We start from the raw sequence: 16,439 nt of genomic DNA on the forward strand, positions 1-16,439 counted from the left end.
GTTCGCCGCCGGGGCGGCGCGAGTCAGGCCGCGACGGGTCCCAGCGCGAATCCGATGAGCCGCTCGAGCGTCGGCAGACCGTCGCGCGACAGGATCGACTCGAGGTGTCCCTGCACGGATGCGTACCCGGGACCGCGCAGCGCATAGACGTCACCTGACGAGGGGTCGGCTGCGATCTCGGTGTCGCCGAGCCGGGTGGTGCCCGGGGCGACGCGCGCGGTGAAGGTGTTGTAGAACCCGATGGATGCCGGTTCGCCGAACACGTCGACGCTCTTCTGCAGACCCTGGTGCGGAGATGCGAGGGGAGCCAGACCGATCCCGAGCCGATCGGCGAGGATCTGGTGGCTCAGGCACACCGCGAGCAGCGGCCGCCCCGCCTCGGCCCGGCGGGCGACGAGTTCGCGCATGCGTGCGATGCGAGGGCTCGCGTCGTCTCGCGGATCGCCGGGGCCGGGCCCGAAGACGACGAGCCCCGCGTCGTCGACCGCGGCATCCGTGACCTCGTTCCACGGAGCGATGCGCACCGAGAATCCGAGGTGGCGCAGCTGATGGCCGAGCATGGTGGTGAACCGGTCCTCGGCGTCGACGACCAGCACCTCGCGGCCCGCGTAAGGACCGCCGTGCGCCGCCTGAGGGTCGAGCCAGAACTGCGCGAGCCGCGCGTTGCGCGAGGAGAGGAGGGCGGCGATCGTCGGGTCGTCGCCGAGTCGCGGACGATGCGCCGCGGGCGCGTCTTCGTCGACGGCCGCGGTGTCGGCGATCGAGGCGGGCGCCTCGTCACGGTCGACGGCGCCGATCGCCCCCAGGACACCAGCCGCCTTGCCGTGGGTCTCGCCGACCTCGCCCGCGGGGTCGGAGTGCCGCACGAGCGTCGCGCCCACCGGCACGCGCAGCCGGCCGTCGACGAGGTAGGCGGTGCGGATCAGGATCGGCGCGTCGAGATCGTGGCCCCCACCCGGTGCGGGGGTGAACAGGGCGGCGACACCGGAGTAATAGCCGCGGGGCGTGCGCTCGTGTCGCGCGATGACGGTGCACGCGTTCTGCATGGGCGACCCCGTGACGGTGGGGGCGAACATCGTCTCGCGGAGGATATCGCGGGGATCCATCGTGCTCGATCCACGCAGCATGTACTCGGTGTGGGTCAGACGCGACATCTCTTTCAGATGCGGGCCGGTGATGCGGCCGCCGTCGGAACAGACCGCCGACATCATCTTCAGCTCCTCGTCGACCACCATGAACAGCTCCTCGGTCTCCTTCGTCGAGGAGAGGAACTCCGTCAGGGTCTCGGCCGTCGCGCCGCCGCGGGGGTGGCGGAACGTGCCGGAGATCGGATTCATCGTGACGATGCTGGTGCCCGGCTCGGCGGGCGCGCCGCTGCGGGCGCTGACATGGGCCTCCGGGCTGGCGCCGACCGCGACGTGGCCGTCGGTCACGACGAGGAACGTCCAGTACGCGCCGCGCTCGTGCTGCAGCAACGCCCGGAACCACGTGAGGCCGGCGGTGACGGCATCCGTGTCGACGCTGGCGGTGAAGTCGCGGCGGATGACGAAGTTGGCCCCCTCACCCCGGCCGATCTCATCGGCGATCACGCGTCGGACGATGTCGGCGTAGTCGTCGTCCGAGATGTCGAACCCGGCGTCCTCGAGGGGGACGCGCTCGGACGGCAGCTGGCGGAGCGCCTCGGCCAGCGGCAGCGCGGCGTGGTCGGAGACGCGCAGACAGCGAAGCGGCGCCCGGTCGTCGTGGCAGACGAAGCCACGTTCGACGACCTGTCGGAACGGGACGAGGGCGAGCACCTCGCGCGGGGTCCCGTCCGGGTCGTCCAGCGGGATGTCGGCGAGCAGGTCGACGTCGACGACGTCACCGCGCAGCACCTCGACGCTCGCCCCGTCGCGAGCGATGAGCGCGAACGGCTCACCGCTCGCGGCGAGATCGGTCAGGGTCGGGAGAGAACCGGTCATCGTCGTCTTTCTTCGTCGGAACGCCCGCCCCACGAAGAAGACCGCCGGGCCTTCAACGCCGGGCGGTCTGAAACGTGTGCACGTCGAACACACCGCCTAAGCGGTGTGCCACCAGGAGAGGCGCGTGCGCATGGGGCGAAATTATCACACCCGAGTGGGGGATGCGGCGCTGCGCGGCTCCCAGCCCGTCTGCGGCGGCGCCGCGTAGGCTGTGCGCGTGCCAGCTGTCAATCTCGGGATGCCCCAGGTTCCGGACGTCCTCGCCCCCCGCCGCAAGAGCCGGCAGATCCGCGTCGGAAAGGTGCTCGTCGGGGGCGGAGCCCCGGTCAGCGTGCAGTCGATGACGACCACCCCGACCACCGACATCAACGCGACGCTGCAGCAGATCGCCGAGCTCACGGCATCCGGCTGCGAGATCGTCCGCGTGGCGGTGCCCTCGCAGGACGACGCGGACGTGCTGCACATCATCGCGAAGAAGAGCCAGATCCCCGTCATCGCCGACATCCACTTCCAGCCGAAGTACGTCTTCCAGGCGATCGACGCCGGGTGCGCCGCGGTGCGCGTGAACCCGGGCAACATCCGGAAGTTCGACGACCAGGTCGGGGCGATCGCGAACGCGGCGAAGGCCGCCGGGGTCTCGCTGCGCATCGGCGTCAACGCCGGCTCTCTCGATCGTCGCCTGCTCGAGAAGTACGGCAAGGCGACGCCCGAGGCGCTCGTCGAGAGCGCCGTCTGGGAGGCCTCGCTGTTCGAGGAGCACGACTTCCACGACTTCAAGATCTCGGTCAAGCACAACGACCCGATCGTCATGGTCAAGGCGTATCGGCAGCTCGCCGAGCGCGGCGATTGGCCCCTGCACCTCGGGGTGACCGAGGCAGGACCGGCGTTCCAGGGCACGATCAAGAGCGCCACCGCGTTCGGCATCCTGCTCGGCGAGGGGATCGGCGACACGATCCGTGTCTCGCTGTCGGCGCCGCCGGCCGAAGAGGTCAAGGTCGGGCACCAGATCCTGCAGTCACTCAACCTGCGTGAGCGCAAGCTCGAGATCGTCTCGTGCCCCTCGTGCGGGCGCGCGCAGGTCGATGTGTACACGCTCGCCGACGACGTCACCGCTGGGCTGAAGGATGTCACCGTGCCGCTGCGCGTCGCCGTCATGGGCTGCGTCGTCAACGGTCCCGGAGAGGCGCGCGAAGCCGATCTCGGCGTCGCATCGGGCAACGGCAAGGGGCAGATCTTCGTCAAGGGCGAGGTCATCAAGACCGTGCCCGAGTCGGAGATCGTCGCGACCCTCATCGAAGAGGCCCGCCGCATCGCCGACGAGCTCGGCCCCGATGCACCGCTCGGCACGGCGCAGGTCGTCACCGCCTGAGATCGGTTCGATAACGCTTCGACGAGGATGCCGCGGGGCGCATATCGGTCCTGCCAGGCTGGCGGCGTGCTCCGTCGTCGTGTCGCCCTCGTGCCCCTCGCGCTCGCCGCCGCCCTCGTGGTGGGGTGCGCGCCCGTCGACCGCGCGGCGGAGACGCCCGCACCCGTGCTCCCGGCCGAGGCGGCGCCTTCACCGACGCCCACGCCGACGCCCGACCTCGAGCCGGTCCTGGCGTTCGACGGCGACTGCGACCAGATGCTTACGAGCGAGCAGCGCGACGAGCTCCTGGGAGCCGGGTTACACACGGGCGCGGAGCATCAACGTATGGACGACGCCGACCTTCCCGTGGCGGTCGACTTCGACCCCGTCGGGACGCTGGGCGGCATCGCCTGCTCGTGGTTCGCCGATGAAGGAACGGATCTCCCCGACGGCGTCGACGCCCTGACGGTGACGGTGGTGCCCGCGACCGAGGTGAGCAACGAGTTCGCGGCCCGATACTCCGTCGCGACGTGCGAGCCCAAATACGACTCGACCAGCTGTCGTCTGGGTCGGGTCGTCGGCGATGCATGGATCGGGGCGTCGGCCGGGTGGGGGCCCGCCGAGGCTCCGAATGACCTGCTGACGGCGGCGATCGATGCTGTCTCGGCGAACCTCCCGACGGCGACGCAACCTCGACGCGCGGTGGCCACCGATGACGTGTGGTCGGTTCCCGACTGCATCTGGCTCGGTGAGGCCATGGGGATCGAGGAACTCATCGGTCCCTACCTCCACGGCTACTGGGAAGGTTCCGAGCAACCTGAAGAGGTCCTGTTGGCGGCAGCCGGTGCCTTCCGCACGTGCCCGCTCTTCTCCGACGGTGAGCGGATCGATTACGACACGCAGGAGTTCCACATCCTCGCCCCGCAGGTCGCGCCGGGGCTGAGCTGGCAGTGGGATGAGGTGCGGGCGAGAGCGCAGGAGTCGTCGACGTTCGTCGAGGTGGATGTCGCCGGTGCCGCGGATGCCTTCGCCGTGGACTGGGGGCACGGCTCGCACAAGGCGTTCGCGACCGACGGGACGAACGTCGTAAGCGTCTACGAGAGCGACCTCGATCTGGCGGCTCAGGTCCTGGCTCGCATGCTCACCGCACTCTCCAGCTGAACGAAGCTGCGTCAGTCGATCGTGCCGGCGGCGTACGACGCGTCGACGTCGGTGTCGAGTGCGGTGCGGACCGCGATGCGCAGCGCCCGCACGATGTCATCGAGTGGAAGCGAGGGGCGGTCGTCAGGCGCCGTCTCGCGCGCGTACGGCACGTGGATGAAGCCGGCTCGTCGGACGGTCGGCCCGTCGACGTCGAGGACGGTGAACATCGCGTGGTTGCAGACGAACGTGCCGGCCGAGTGAGAGACGGCGGCGGGGATGCCGGCATCCGCGATCGCCGCGGTGATCGCTTTGACGGGCAGGGTTGCGAAGCGGGCAGCCGGCCCGCCCGGGGATGACGGGACGTCGATCGGCTGGTCACCGGCGTTGTCGGGGATGCGTGCGTCGATGAGATTGATGGCCACGCGCTCGACAGTGATGCCGGTACGCCCGCCTGCGAGGCCCGTCGCGATGACGACGTCGGGTTCGTGCGTCGCGATGAGCTCGAGGAGGCTGCGGTGCGCGCGGTCGAACTCGACCGGAAGCACCGCGGTCACGAGCTTTTCCGGTTCGTCCCACTGGTCAGCGACCATGCGGACGGCGTCGCCCGACGGGTTCGTCACGTCTCCGGCGAACGGCTCGAATCCGGTCAGCAGCACGGTCGTCATCCGCTCAGATTAGTTCGCGCGACCGCGAACCTTCTCGGCGGTGCCGGACACTACAGGGTGTGGGAGATGATGAAGCCGCTGCGTGGCGGCGACTGCGAGCGGGCGATGAGTCCGCGCTGGGTGACCTGTTCGACAGATACGAGTCGCGGCTGTTCCGGCAGGCGAGCCGGCTGCTGACCGATCGCGAGGACGCGAAGGATGCCGTCGCCGTCGCGTTCTTCGAGCTGTGGCGAAAGCGCGCGAGCGTGCGCCTCGTCGACGGTTCGCCGCTGCCGTGGCTGCTGACGACCGTTGCGAACGCGGCCCGCAACCTCGAGCGATCGGGGCGACGGTACCGGGCGCTGCTGGCGAAGACGCCGGCTGCGGCGGTATCCGCGGCACCGTCTGCTCATGATGAGAGCGGTGTGCTCGCCGCACTCAAGCAGTTGCCGGTGGGAGAGCAGAGCGTCGTCGTCCTCAGCGTGCTCGAAGGCTACCCGGAACGCGATGTCGCACAGACCCTGGGGATTCCGGTGGGAACGGTGAAGTCGCGCCTGTCGAGGGCGAAGAGCCGGCTACGCGACGAGATGACGGCGATGGAGGCATCGTGGACCTGAACGATCAGCTCACCCCGAACGAGCATGGCGATCTGCGTGATCGCGTCGTCGGCGGCGTCAAGCGGATGCGGGCCGCCCGCGCGCGCCGGTCGCGGATCGTCGCGGGAGCGGCGGCGTCGGCCCTCGTCGCCGTCGTCGTCGCAGGCGTCGCTTTCGCGGCTCTCCGCCCCGACGACCGCGTCGCGACTCCCGTCGAGACGTCGACGCCGACGCCTACGCCGACCCCGACGCCGACTCCAACCGGGGTCCCCTCACCGTCCCCGACGGCGACCCCGGATCCGGAGCCTGTGCTCTCGGCGCCGACCATCGCCTTCGGCGGCGACTGCACGCAGGTGATCAGTCCAAGTGCGCTCTCGGCTGCCGTCGGGGTCGAGCTCGGCCCGGCGACGGACCTCAGTACTCCCGAGGTGCGCATGCTCGGTGGTATCGACTGCGCGTGGCAATCCGCCACCTTCGAATCCGTGAAGATCTACGCCCTCCCGGCGGACGTCGTTCCCGCGAGCATCGTCTCTACGTACTCCGACACCGTTTGCGAGAGCTTCGGGTACGACGGCGAAGGCTGTCGCAGAGCCCTGTCCGATGGCACCACGTGGATGCTCGTGACCGTCAGCGGAGTGTTCGGTCAGGCCGAGGGGGTGAGCAATGACGTCGTCACGGCCCGGCTCGACGCTGCGGCCACAGTTCTCTCGTCTGCCCTCGCGGGTGCCGGTCACCCGATGCCGGCGGCTCGCACGTCCTCGTGGTGGTCGCCGACGACGTGTGAGGAGCTGCTCAGCCGCGTCTCGGTCGCCGATATTCTCGGCACCTCTGATTTCGTCGAAGGTTACCCATCGGCCTTCGGCACCGACGTGCACATCGAGATCGCGCGCGACGCGGGCCTCGGCACCGTCTGCCGTTGGTACGCGCCGAACTCGTCGCGCCTGGATGCGGTCATCGTGACGCTCTACCCCGGAAGCGCGTGGGAATGGGATCGGTTCGCGTCGGGTGAGTGGCAACGAGACGTGCCGGTGCCGGTAGACGTCGCCGGCGCGACCCAGGCCGTGCAGGGCCTCGGCGGCATCCGCCCCGAGAGCTCGTACCTCCGCGCGACCGACGGGGTGAACGTCGTCGAGATCATGGAGGCGCCGGACGTGGTCGACGCCGCGGAGCGGGTGTTGGCGGCGATGCGGGACGCAGCCGGGTGACGAACGATCGAGCGCACGTCGCGGCCCCGCGGCATCCGTAGACTCGACTCGTGGTCACTCGTATGTCGCACCTGTTCCTCCGCACCCTTCGTGAAGACCCCGCGGGCGCCGAGGTCGCCAGTCACAAGCTGCTGATCCGCGCCGGTTACATCCGACCGCAGGCAGCGGGCATCTTCGCGTGGCTGCCGCTCGGACTGCGCGTCAAGGCGAAGATCGAGCGCGTCGTGCGCGAGGAGATGGCGGCCGCCGGTGCGCAGGAGGTGCACTTCCCGGCCCTGATGCCGCGTGAGGCGTACGAGGCGACGGGACGCTGGGAGGAGTACGGCGATCTGCTGTTCCGCCTGCACGACCGCAAGGGTGGCGACTACCTGCTCGCGCCCACGCACGAGGAGGCCTTCACGCTCCTCGTCAAGGACCTCTACTCGTCGTACAAAGACCTGCCGCTGACGATCTACCAGATCCAGGACAAGTACCGCGACGAGGCGCGTCCCCGTGCCGGACTGCTGCGCGGCCGCGAGTTCACGATGAAGGACGCCTACTCGTTCGACGCGAACGATGCCGGACTCGAGGCGAGCTACCAGGCCCAGCGCGACGCGTACGAGCGCATCTTCCAGCGCCTCGGACTCGAGTACGTCATCGTCCAGGCGGACGCCGGGGCCATGGGTGGCTCGCGCTCGGAGGAGTTCCTGCACCCGACCCCCGTCGGCGAGGACTCGTTCGTCCGATCGGACGGCGGTTACGCCGCGAACGTCGAGGCGTTCACGACGGTCGTGCCCGAAGCGCTGCCGATCGACGGACTGCCCGAGCCGGTCATCTTCGACTCGCCCGACACCCCCACGATCGAGACGCTCGTCGCGCACGTCAACGCGAACCTCGAGGGCGAGTACACCGCGGCGCACACGCTCAAGAACGTCGTGCTGGCCCTCACACACCTCGATGGCACGCGCGAGCTCGTCGTCGTGGGCCTGCCCGGCGACCGCGACGTCGACGACAAGCGCGTCGAGGTCGCCTTCGCGCCGGCCGAGGTCGAGCCGGCGACAGCCGAAGACTTCGCCAAGAACCCGCTGCTCGTGAAGGGCTACATCGGCCCCTGGTCGCCCGAGGGTCCGGTGCTGGGCGAGGAGTCGGCCACGGGCATCCGCTACGTCCTCGACCCCCGCGTCGTCGACGGCACCTCGTGGATCACGGGTGCGAACATCGATCAGATGCACGTGCACTCGCTCGTCGCGGGCCGCGACTTCACGGCCGACGCGTTCGTCGAGGTCGCCACCGTGCGCGAGGGCGACCCGGCCCCCGACGGCTCGGGTCCGGTCTCGATCGCGCGCGGCATGGAGATCGGCCACGTCTTCCAGCTCGGCCGGAAGTACGCCGAGGCGCTGGGGCTGAAGGTCCTCGACGAGAACGGCAAGCTCGTCACCGTCACGATGGGCTCGTACGGCATCGGCGTCACCCGCATCCTCGCGATCATCGCCGAGCTCAACAACGACGAGCGTGGACTCATCTGGCCCGCGTCGGTCGCTCCGTTCGACGTGCACGTCGTGGCGACGGGCCGGGATGCGGCGGCCTTCGAACTGGCCGAGCAGCTCTCGGGCGAGCTCGAGGCGGCGGGCCTGGAGGTCGTCTACGACGACCGCCCGAAGGTATCGCCCGGCGTGAAGTTCGGCGACGCCGAGCTGGTGGGCGTGCCGCGCATCGTCATCGTCGGGCGCGGCGCCGCCGATGGACAGGTCGAGCTGTGGGACCGCCGCACCGGGGAGCGCGAGACCATCCCGGTCGCTGACGCGGTCGCTCGACTCACCGCGCGCTGAGCTTCGTCTCTCGTCGCCGGATGCCGCGCAGGTTGCGGCATCCGGCGCACTTTCTTGTGCGCTCGAGGGGCCGAAGTGCGCCCGAAAGCGGCGAGCGGTCGAACGGCCGGGGCTCAGAGGTCGGCGTAGCGCGCGCGGAAGACGGTGAACACGCCGTAGGCGATGAGCCCGGCGCCGACGACGACCACGATCTCGCGACCGAACGAGAGATCGAGCAACGCCCGGATCGCGGCATCCAGACTGCCCGCCTCATCGGCGCGTGAGCGCACGGCCGCGACGACGAGCACTCCGCCCAGCGATCCGAGGGCGACGCCCTTCGCGATGAACCCGGCGACACCGAGACCCTCGGCGACACGACCGAGGGCCCCGTCGGGGATCGTCATCTTCGAGCGGAACGAACGCCGCACGCCCATCACGACGAAGACGACGCCGGCGACCGCGACACCGACGCCGACGAGCACGATCGCGAACACGCCGCCGGGAAGCGCGAGGATGCCGCGGCTCGCGTCGCGCGCGGTCTCGTCGGCCTGCGGGCGGGCGCCGAGCGCCACGGCGGCCGAGAGCCCGCCGAAGAACAGGAACACGATCGCCTGCCCCCACTCCGAGACGCGCAGCCCCCAGACGGACGCCCCGCGCCGGCGCCGCGAGGCGAGCATGCCCTCGGCCAGGTGCCAGACACCCAGAGCGGCCAAGAGCGTGGCCGCCGCCCAGAGCGCGATGAAACCGAGGGGAAGCTCGGCGACCGCGCGGAACGCCCCCGTCTGGTCGGCGTCGCGCTCGCCACCGAAGGCCACCGCGACGATGAGCGAGCCGATCAGCAGGTGCACGAAACCGTTCGCGACGTAACCGCCCCGAGCCAGCACACGTGCCGCGGGATGCCGTTCGACGGCGCTCGCCGCGTCGTGCACCCCGTGTTCGGCCATCCCGCGAGCCTACGGCCTCCCGCGCCCGGCGAGACGGATCGGGCCGGAGCGCGCATCCATGTGCGTGCTCCGGCCCGATCGGCGTATCCGGTCGGTCAGTCCATGACGAGGACGGCCTTCACCGCCTTGCCCGACTGCGTGTCGGCGATGGCCTGCTCGATCTCGGAGAACGGGTACCTGGTGATGAGCTGGTCGAAGGGGAAGCGGCCGGCCTCGTGCAGCGCGAGCATCTCGGGGATGAACTTCTGCGGCACCGCGTCGCCCTCGATCGCGCCGACGAACGTCTTGCCCGAGCCGGAGATCGATGCGAGTGCGATCTCGGTTCCGGGCTTGGGCACGCCGACCAGGGCGATCTTGGCACCGAACGCGGTGGCGGCGACGATCGTGTCGACGACGGCGGGAACGGCGGTGGTGTCGACGGCGTAGTCCGCGCCGACGCCGCCGGTGATCTCGAGGATGCGGGCGACGGCATCCTCGTCCTTGCTGTTGACGGTGTGCGTCGCGCCGAGCTTGGCGGCGAACTCGAGCCGCTCCGGGAGGATGTCGACCGCGATGATCGTCGTGGCGCCGGCTACCTTCGCGCCCATGATCGAGGAGAGCCCCACGGCTCCCGTGCCGGTCACGATGACCGATGCCCCGGCGGGGACGTCGAGCGAGTTGAGTACGGTGCCGGCGCCGGTCTGCACACCGCAGCCCAGGGGTCCGGCGATCTCGACATCGGCGTTCTCAGGCAGCTTCACCGCGTTGCGGGCCTCGACGATGACGTGGCTGGCGAAGGAGGACTGGCCGAAGAACGACCCGTGCACGGCCGACCCGTCGGCGGCGGTCATGGTGGCCGACCCGTCTTCGCGTGCTCCGCCGAAGTTGAGCGCCATGAAGTTACGGCAATACGCCTCGCGCCCCGTGAGGCAGTTGGTGCAGTGGCCGCACGACGCGAACGACACCGCGACCTTGTCGCCGACGGCGTAGCCGACGACGGCATCGCCGACCTGCTCGACGGTGCCGGCTCCCTCGTGGCCGAGCACGAACGGGAATGCGGCGGGGATGTGGCCCTGCTGCACGGCCAGGTCGGTGTGGCACAGCCCGGTCGCGGCGACCTTCACGAGCAGCTCGTTCGGGCGGATGTCGTCGAGGGTGATCTCCTCGAACGTGAACGGGGCGTCCTGGCCGTGCAGGACGGCGGCGTGCGCGGTGGTGGTCATGTGAGGTTCCTTTCGCGTTGCGGTCACGGCGGCAATGCCGTCGTCGCGACCGATGTCACGATCGGGCGTCGTCTCCCGCACCGCGGGCCGCCCGGTCCTCAAACAGTATGCGCCTGAATCGATACAGGGGAGGCTGTCCGGAACCACGCGGGCCCCAGTGGCAGGATGCTGCGGCCGAGCGTGCGGGCGTAGAACTTCTCGACCAGCATGTACGCCGCGAGCGCGGAGGCCAACAGCAGGGCGACCGAACCCGCCGCTCCGACGGTGGCCGGGCCGCCGAATGCGGTGACGGTCTGCAGACCGAGACCGGCCGCGACCGCGAGCAGGGTCACGGGCAGCACGGTGTTCCGCGAAGCGGCGGAGAGCGCGAACACCAGCGCGAGGATGGCGAACATCAGCGTGAAGACGCCCCGCGCCGGCCCTTCCACCTCGAAGAACCCGAGCTCGCCGCCGAGCAGGAAGCCCGGCATGCAGATCCAGTACCAGCCGAAGGCGTTGTAGACGATGAAGTGGAAGTCGTCGCCCGCAAAGTACGAGAGCATCCCCGCCGTGACCTGCACCACACCGCCGAACACGGCGCCGACCCAGAAGACCGGGCTCTCGTTCTGGAGTCCGAGATGCTCCAGCTGGGCCGTGAGCGTGGCGATCACGAAACCGAGCAATCCGATCAGTCCGGGGTCGGCGAGGCGGGGAGTGCGTTCGGTCATGCTCCCCAGTATCCCGAGATCGCCCGATCGACAGTTCCTCCCCAGCACCGGGCAAACACGTTCCCAGCCCCATCGGGTAACGTTGGATGGATGCCGGGAGCGCGAAACGCACCCGGACAAGAGCTGAATATGGAGGGCCCCCATGGATATCGATCTCTCACTGCTGCGCACCGTCGAGCGAGAGAAGGAGATCCCCTTCGACGAACTCGTCCGCATCATCGAGCAGGCGGTCCTCACGGCGTACGCCAAGCACACCTCGCCCGACGGCGAACTGCCCGAGGGGGCTCGTGCGGAGCTCGACCGCAAGACCGGACACGTCGCCATCTACGTGCCGATGCGCGACGACGAGGGCGTCGTCATCGGTGAGGAGGAGTCGACTCCCGACGACTTCGGCCGTATCGCCGCCTTCGCTGCGAAGCAGGTCATCAGTCAGCGTCTGCGCGACATCGCCGACGACGCCGTGCTGGGGGAGTTCCGCGGCAAGGAGGGCGACATCGTCGCGGGTGTCATCCAGCAGGGGCCTAACCCCCGCATGGTGCACGTCGACCTCGGCACGATCGAGGCCATCCTCCCGCCGGAGGAGCAGGTCGCGGGCGAGGAGTACCGTCACGGTTCGCGTCTGCGCGTGTACGTGACGTCGGTGTCGAAGGGCACCAAGGGGCCGTCGATCACCGTGTCGCGCACGCACCCCGGCCTCGTTCGCAAGCTCTTCGCCATGGAGGTTCCCGAGATCGCCAACGGTCTCGTCGAGATCACCTCGCTGGCTCGCGAGGCCGGCCACCGCACGAAGATCGCCGTCAAGGCCAACGACCCGTCCATCAACGCCAAGGGTGCCTGCATCGGCGAGCTGGGTCGCCGCGTCCGCGCCGTGACCGAGGAGCTCGGCGGCGAGAAGATCGACATCATCGACTACAACGCCGACCTGCCGGCGTTCGTGGCGAACGCGCTGTCTCCGGCGAAGGTCACCTCGAGCTTCGTCCTCGATGCGGCGACGAAGGCCGTCCGGGCGCTCGTCCCCGACTACCAGCTGTCGCTCGCGATCGGCAAGGAAGGGCAGAACGCCCGCCTCGCCGCCAAGCTCACCGGCGCAAAGATCGACATCCAGCCCGACTCGATCCTGGAGTCCTGACGAAACCGGGATGCCGGTCGAGGGGGTAGAATGGAACCTGTTCGAACGTGCGTGGGCTGCCGCGCGCGTGCCTCCCGGTCCTCGCTCCTCCGAGTCGTGGCCCGCGACGGCGTCTTGATCGCAGATCGAGCCGCCTCGCTTCCGGGTAGGGGCGCGTGGGTGCACGAGACGCACGAATGCATGGATGCCGCCCTGCGGCGCCGCGCGTTCGGACGAGCCCTGCGGGTGTCTGGCCCACTGGACACGCAGGATTTCCCGATTGATCACCAGCGCAAAGGCTGAACGGCTATGGACACGAAGTGAACGGCTCGAAATGAGACCCGTCCGCGCTTAAGCGGTCCGCCCTGTCCGAGGGTGGGCCTTCAGACAGGAGAATTGTGGCAAAACCACGCGTACACGAGATCGCTTCCGAACTCGGCGTCGACAGCAAAGTCGCGCTCGCGAAGCTGAAGGAGCTCGGCGAGTTCGTCAAGAGCCCCTCGTCGACCATCGAGCCCCCCGTGGCTCGCAAGCTGCGGGCTGCGCTCGAGGCTGAGGGCGGCTCTGCCGCCGCGGCCCCCGCCCCCGCAGCATCGAACGGCGCCAAGCCCGGTGCCGCCCGTCCGGGCGCAGGCAAGCCCGGTCCCGCCGGCGCGAAGCCCGGCCCGGCTGCCAAGCCCGGTCCGGCCAAGCCCGCCGCACCCGCAGCCCCGGAGGCTCCGGCGGCATCCGCCCCGGCAGCTCCCGCGGCCCCCGCTGCACAGCCCGCCGCCCCCGCGGCGGCGTCCACGCCGTCTGCTCCGGCAGCCGGCGCGGGTAAGCCCGGTCCGGCCAAGCCTGCGGGCCCGACGCCCGGTGGCTCGCAGCCCCCGCGTCCCGGTGGAGCGCGCCCCGGCAACAACCCCTTCGCCCCGTCGCAGGGCATGGGTCAGCGTCCCGCCGGCCCTCGCCCCGGCAACAACCCGTTCGCGTCGGCGCAGGGCATGGGGCAGCGACCCACGCCCGGCAACATCCCGCGTCCGCAGGCTCCGCGCCCCGGCGCTCCTCGTCCCGGCGCCCCGCGTCCGGGTGGTGCCGGTCGTCCCGGTGGCGGCGGTCGTCCCGGAGCCCCCTTCCAGCAGCGTCCCGGCGGTCCCGGTCGTCCCGGCGGTGCCGGCGGCTTCCAGCGTCCGGGTGCTCCCGGCGGCGGTTTCGCCGGTCGTCCCGGTGGCGGCGGTGGTCGCGGTCGCGGCCCCGGCGGCGGTACCGCAGGTGCCTTCGGCAAGGGCGGCGGCAAGTCCAAGCAGCGCAAGTCGCGTCGGGCGAAGCGGCAAGAGTTCGAGATGCGGTCGGCGCCGGTCGTCGGCGGCGTCAACGTCCAGAAGGGTAACGGCGAGATCATCCGCCTGCGCCGCGGTGCGTCGATCGCCGACTTCGCCGACAAGCTCGAGGCGCTGCGCGGCTACACCGTGCAGCCCGGCACGCTCGTGACGATCCTGTTCAACCTGGGCGAGATGGCCACGGCCACCGAGTCGCTCGACGAGGCCACCTTCGAGGTGCTCGGCGAGGAGCTCGGCTACAAGATCCAGATGGTCTCGCCCGAGGACGAGGACAAAGAGCTCCTCGAGGGCTTCGGTCTCGACCTCGACGCCGAGCTGGAGGCCGAGAGCGAGGACGACCTCGAGATCCGTCCTCCGGTGGTCACCGTCATGGGCCACGTCGACCACGGTAAGACGCGACTGCTCGATGCGATCCGTCAGACCAACGTGGTCGCGGGTGAGGCCGGCGGCATCACGCAGCACATCGGTGCCTACCAGGTCTGGACCGAGCACGACGGCATCGAGCGTGCCATCACCTTCATCGACACCCCGGGTCACGAGGCGTTCACCGCCATGCGTGCCCGTGGTGCGCAGGTGACCGACATCGCGATCCTCGTGGTCGCGGCCGACGACGGCATCATGCCGCAGACGGTCGAGGCGCTCAACCACGCCCAGGCGGCCGGTGTGCCGATCGTGGTCGCGGTGAACAAGGTCGACAAGCCCGAGGCCAACCCGGCCAAGGTCCGTCAGCAGCTCACCGAGTACGGCCTGGTCGCCGAGGAGTACGGCGGCGACGTCATGTTCGTCGACGTGTCGGCTCGGCAGGGCACCAACATCCAGGAGCTCCTGGACGCCGTCCTGCTGACCGCCGACGCCGGGCTCGACCTCACGGCGAACCCGAACAAGGCGGCCCGCGGTGTCGCGATCGAAGCGAAGCTCGACAAGGGCCGCGGTTCGGTGGCCACGGTGCTCATCCAGTCCGGAACGCTGCGCGTCGGCGACGCGATCGTCGCGGGAACGGCTTACGGCCGCGTCCGCGCCATGATCGACGAGAACGGCGACCCGGTGGAGGAGGCCTGGCCTTCGCGTCCGGTGCAGGTGCAGGGTCTGAACTCGGTGCCCCGAGCCGGCGACGTGTTCATCGTCACCGAAGAAGACCGTCTGGCCCGCCAGATCGCCGAGAAGCGCGAGGCCGCCGAGCGCAACGCCCAGCTGGCCAAGGCCCGCAAGCGCATCTCGCTCGAGGACTTCACCCGCGCTCTCGAAGAGGGCAAGGTCGAGTCGCTCAACCTCATCATCAAGGGTGACGTCTCGGGTGCCGTCGAGGCCCTCGAGGAGTCGCTGCTCAAGATCGAGGTCGACGATTCCGTGCAGCTGCGGATCATCCACCGCGGCGTCGGCGCCATCACCGAGTCGGACATCAACCTGGCGACGATCGACAACGCGATCGTCATCGGCTTCAACGTCCGTCCCGACACGAAGGCGCGCGAGCGCGCTGCCCGCGAGGGCGTGGATGTCCGGTTCTACTCGGTCATCTACAACGCGATCGACGACGTCGAGCAGTCGCTCAAGGGCATGCTCAAGCCGGAGTACGAAGAGGTCCAGTCGGGTGTGGCCGAGATCCGCGAGGTGTTCCGCTCCTCGAAGTTCGGCAACATCGCGGGTGTCATCGTCCGCTCGGGCACGATCACGCGCAACGCCAAGGCCCGTGTCATCCGCGACGGTGTCGTGCTCGCCGATGGCCTGGCCATCGAGTCGCTGCGCCGCTTCAAGGATGATGTCACCGAGGTGCGCACGGACTTCGAAGCCGGTATCGGCCTCGGCAAGTACAACGACATCCAGATCGGCGACGAGATCGAGACCACCGAGATGGTGGAGAAGCCGCGCGGCTGACACTCGTCAGGCGCACCGGCGTTGGACGTCGCCCGGTGACGGATCCTTCGGGATCTCCGTCGCCGGGCGGACGTCCAACGCCGTCGCTGTCTCTGCCCGCCGCTGCGCGGGCCGGAAGAAGGAGAAGAAGGTATGTCCAGCGAACGTCAGTCGCGCCTGGCCGACCGTATCCGCGTGCTCGTCGCGGAGCGGCTCGAGAAGGGGCTGCGCGACCCGCGCCTCGGATTCGTGACCATCACCGACGTGCGCGTCACGGGTGACCTGCAGCACGCGTCGGTGTTCTACACCGTGTACGGATCCGACCAGGAGCGGGCCGACTCCGCCGACGCCCTGCGGGCGGCGACAGGCATGCTCCGCAGCGAGGTCGGCCGGAAGCTCGGTGTCCGGGTCACGCCGACTCTCGAGTTCATCCTCGATGCCATTCCCGAGAACGCGGGACACATCGAGCACCTGCTCCGCGAGGCGCGCGAGCGGGATGCCGCCACGGCGGCCACCGCGACGGGCGCGAGCTACGCGGGAGAAGCCGACCCCTACGTCAAGCCTCGCGAGGCCGACGAAGACGAGGACTGAGAAGAGGGATGCCGCGGCACAGCGGCATCCCTC

At 69.9% G+C, this 16,439-nt stretch carries 14 protein-coding genes; 9 read left to right on the top strand and 5 right to left on the bottom strand.

What is annotated here, in order from left to right:
* Positions 1-23 precede the first annotated feature (23 nt).
* Positions 24-1,961, bottom strand: a complete 1,938-nt coding sequence (locus DEU36_RS13450; RefSeq protein ID WP_120264837.1) for an anthranilate synthase family protein — start codon at positions 1,959-1,961, stop codon at positions 24-26.
* A 238-nt stretch (positions 1,962-2,199) separates the two neighbouring features.
* On the opposite strand from DEU36_RS13450, the gene ispG reads away from it, so the two are divergent.
* Both ispG and DEU36_RS13460 read left to right on the top strand, forming a co-directional pair.
* Positions 2,200-3,330, top strand: coding sequence for a flavodoxin-dependent (E)-4-hydroxy-3-methylbut-2-enyl-diphosphate synthase (ispG, locus tag DEU36_RS13455; protein WP_023955151.1), 1,131 nt, complete (start codon positions 2,200-2,202; stop codon positions 3,328-3,330).
* Between the two features lie 66 nt (positions 3,331-3,396).
* The gene (locus DEU36_RS13460) at positions 3,397-4,470 is read left to right on the top strand and encodes a hypothetical protein (protein WP_120264838.1); all 1,074 of its coding nucleotides are present in this window, start codon (positions 3,397-3,399) and stop codon (positions 4,468-4,470) included.
* Positions 4,471-4,481: 11 nt separating this feature from the next.
* On the opposite strand, the gene pcp is transcribed toward DEU36_RS13460, so the two are convergent.
* Complete coding sequence (pcp, locus tag DEU36_RS13465) at positions 4,482-5,117, bottom strand: pyroglutamyl-peptidase I (protein WP_183045403.1); 636 nt, start codon at positions 5,115-5,117, stop codon at positions 4,482-4,484.
* Positions 5,118-5,176: 59 nt separating this feature from the next.
* Here pcp and DEU36_RS13470 point away from each other — a divergent pair, with 59 nt between their 5' ends.
* Genes DEU36_RS13470 through DEU36_RS13480 form a run of 3 tightly spaced genes read left to right on the top strand, consistent with a single transcriptional unit; the run spans position 5,177 to position 8,705 of the window.
* Positions 5,177-5,713 carry an RNA polymerase sigma factor gene (locus DEU36_RS13470; RefSeq protein WP_259455380.1) on the top strand — a complete coding sequence of 179 codons (537 nt, stop codon included), beginning with the start codon at positions 5,177-5,179 and terminating at the stop codon, positions 5,711-5,713.
* Positions 5,704-6,897, top strand: coding sequence for a hypothetical protein (locus DEU36_RS13475; RefSeq protein ID WP_120264840.1), 1,194 nt, complete (start codon positions 5,704-5,706; stop codon positions 6,895-6,897). Before DEU36_RS13470 ends, DEU36_RS13475 begins: the two co-directional genes overlap by 10 nt.
* Positions 6,898-6,947: 50 nt before the next feature.
* The gene (locus DEU36_RS13480) at positions 6,948-8,705 is read left to right on the top strand and encodes a proline--tRNA ligase (RefSeq protein ID WP_120264841.1); all 1,758 of its coding nucleotides are present in this window, start codon (positions 6,948-6,950) and stop codon (positions 8,703-8,705) included.
* 113 nt (positions 8,706-8,818) lie between these two features.
* Here DEU36_RS13480 and DEU36_RS13485 read toward each other — a convergent pair whose 3' ends face one another.
* The 3 genes from DEU36_RS13485 to DEU36_RS13495 all read right to left on the bottom strand — a co-directional run bounded on the left by DEU36_RS13485 (position 8,819) and on the right by DEU36_RS13495 (position 11,537).
* Positions 8,819-9,628, bottom strand: coding sequence for a DUF1206 domain-containing protein (locus DEU36_RS13485; RefSeq protein ID WP_120264842.1), 810 nt, complete (start codon positions 9,626-9,628; stop codon positions 8,819-8,821).
* 95 nt (positions 9,629-9,723) lie between these two features.
* Complete coding sequence (locus tag DEU36_RS13490; RefSeq protein WP_120264843.1) at positions 9,724-10,830, bottom strand: NAD(P)-dependent alcohol dehydrogenase; 1,107 nt, start codon at positions 10,828-10,830, stop codon at positions 9,724-9,726.
* A gap of 98 nt (positions 10,831-10,928) precedes the next feature.
* Positions 10,929-11,537 carry an acetate uptake transporter family protein gene (locus DEU36_RS13495; protein ID WP_120264844.1) on the bottom strand — a complete coding sequence of 203 codons (609 nt, stop codon included), beginning with the start codon at positions 11,535-11,537 and terminating at the stop codon, positions 10,929-10,931.
* 142 nt (positions 11,538-11,679) lie between these two features.
* Here DEU36_RS13495 and nusA point away from each other — a divergent pair, with 142 nt between their 5' ends.
* The 4 genes from nusA (at position 11,680) to rbfA (ending at position 16,406) form a co-directional block, all read left to right on the top strand.
* A complete protein-coding gene (gene nusA / locus DEU36_RS13500) occupies positions 11,680-12,666 on the top strand; it encodes a transcription termination factor NusA (protein WP_120264845.1) in 987 nt (328 codons plus the stop codon).
* 30 nt (positions 12,667-12,696) lie between these two features.
* The gene (locus tag DEU36_RS13505) at positions 12,697-12,948 is read left to right on the top strand and encodes a YlxR family protein (RefSeq protein ID WP_112617239.1); all 252 of its coding nucleotides are present in this window, start codon (positions 12,697-12,699) and stop codon (positions 12,946-12,948) included.
* Positions 12,949-13,043: 95 nt separating this feature from the next.
* Positions 13,044-15,836: a translation initiation factor IF-2 gene (gene infB, locus DEU36_RS13510; RefSeq protein ID WP_120264846.1), complete on the top strand. Its 2,793-nt coding sequence runs from the start codon at positions 13,044-13,046 to the stop codon at positions 15,834-15,836.
* Positions 15,837-15,968: 132 nt separating this feature from the next.
* Positions 15,969-16,406 carry a 30S ribosome-binding factor RbfA gene (gene rbfA / locus DEU36_RS13515; protein WP_071919310.1) on the top strand — a complete coding sequence of 146 codons (438 nt, stop codon included), beginning with the start codon at positions 15,969-15,971 and terminating at the stop codon, positions 16,404-16,406.
* Positions 16,407-16,439 lie beyond the last annotated feature (33 nt).

The organism is Microbacterium sp. AG238 (genome assembly GCF_003610405.1).
Lineage (GTDB): Bacteria > Actinomycetota > Actinomycetes > Actinomycetales > Microbacteriaceae > Microbacterium.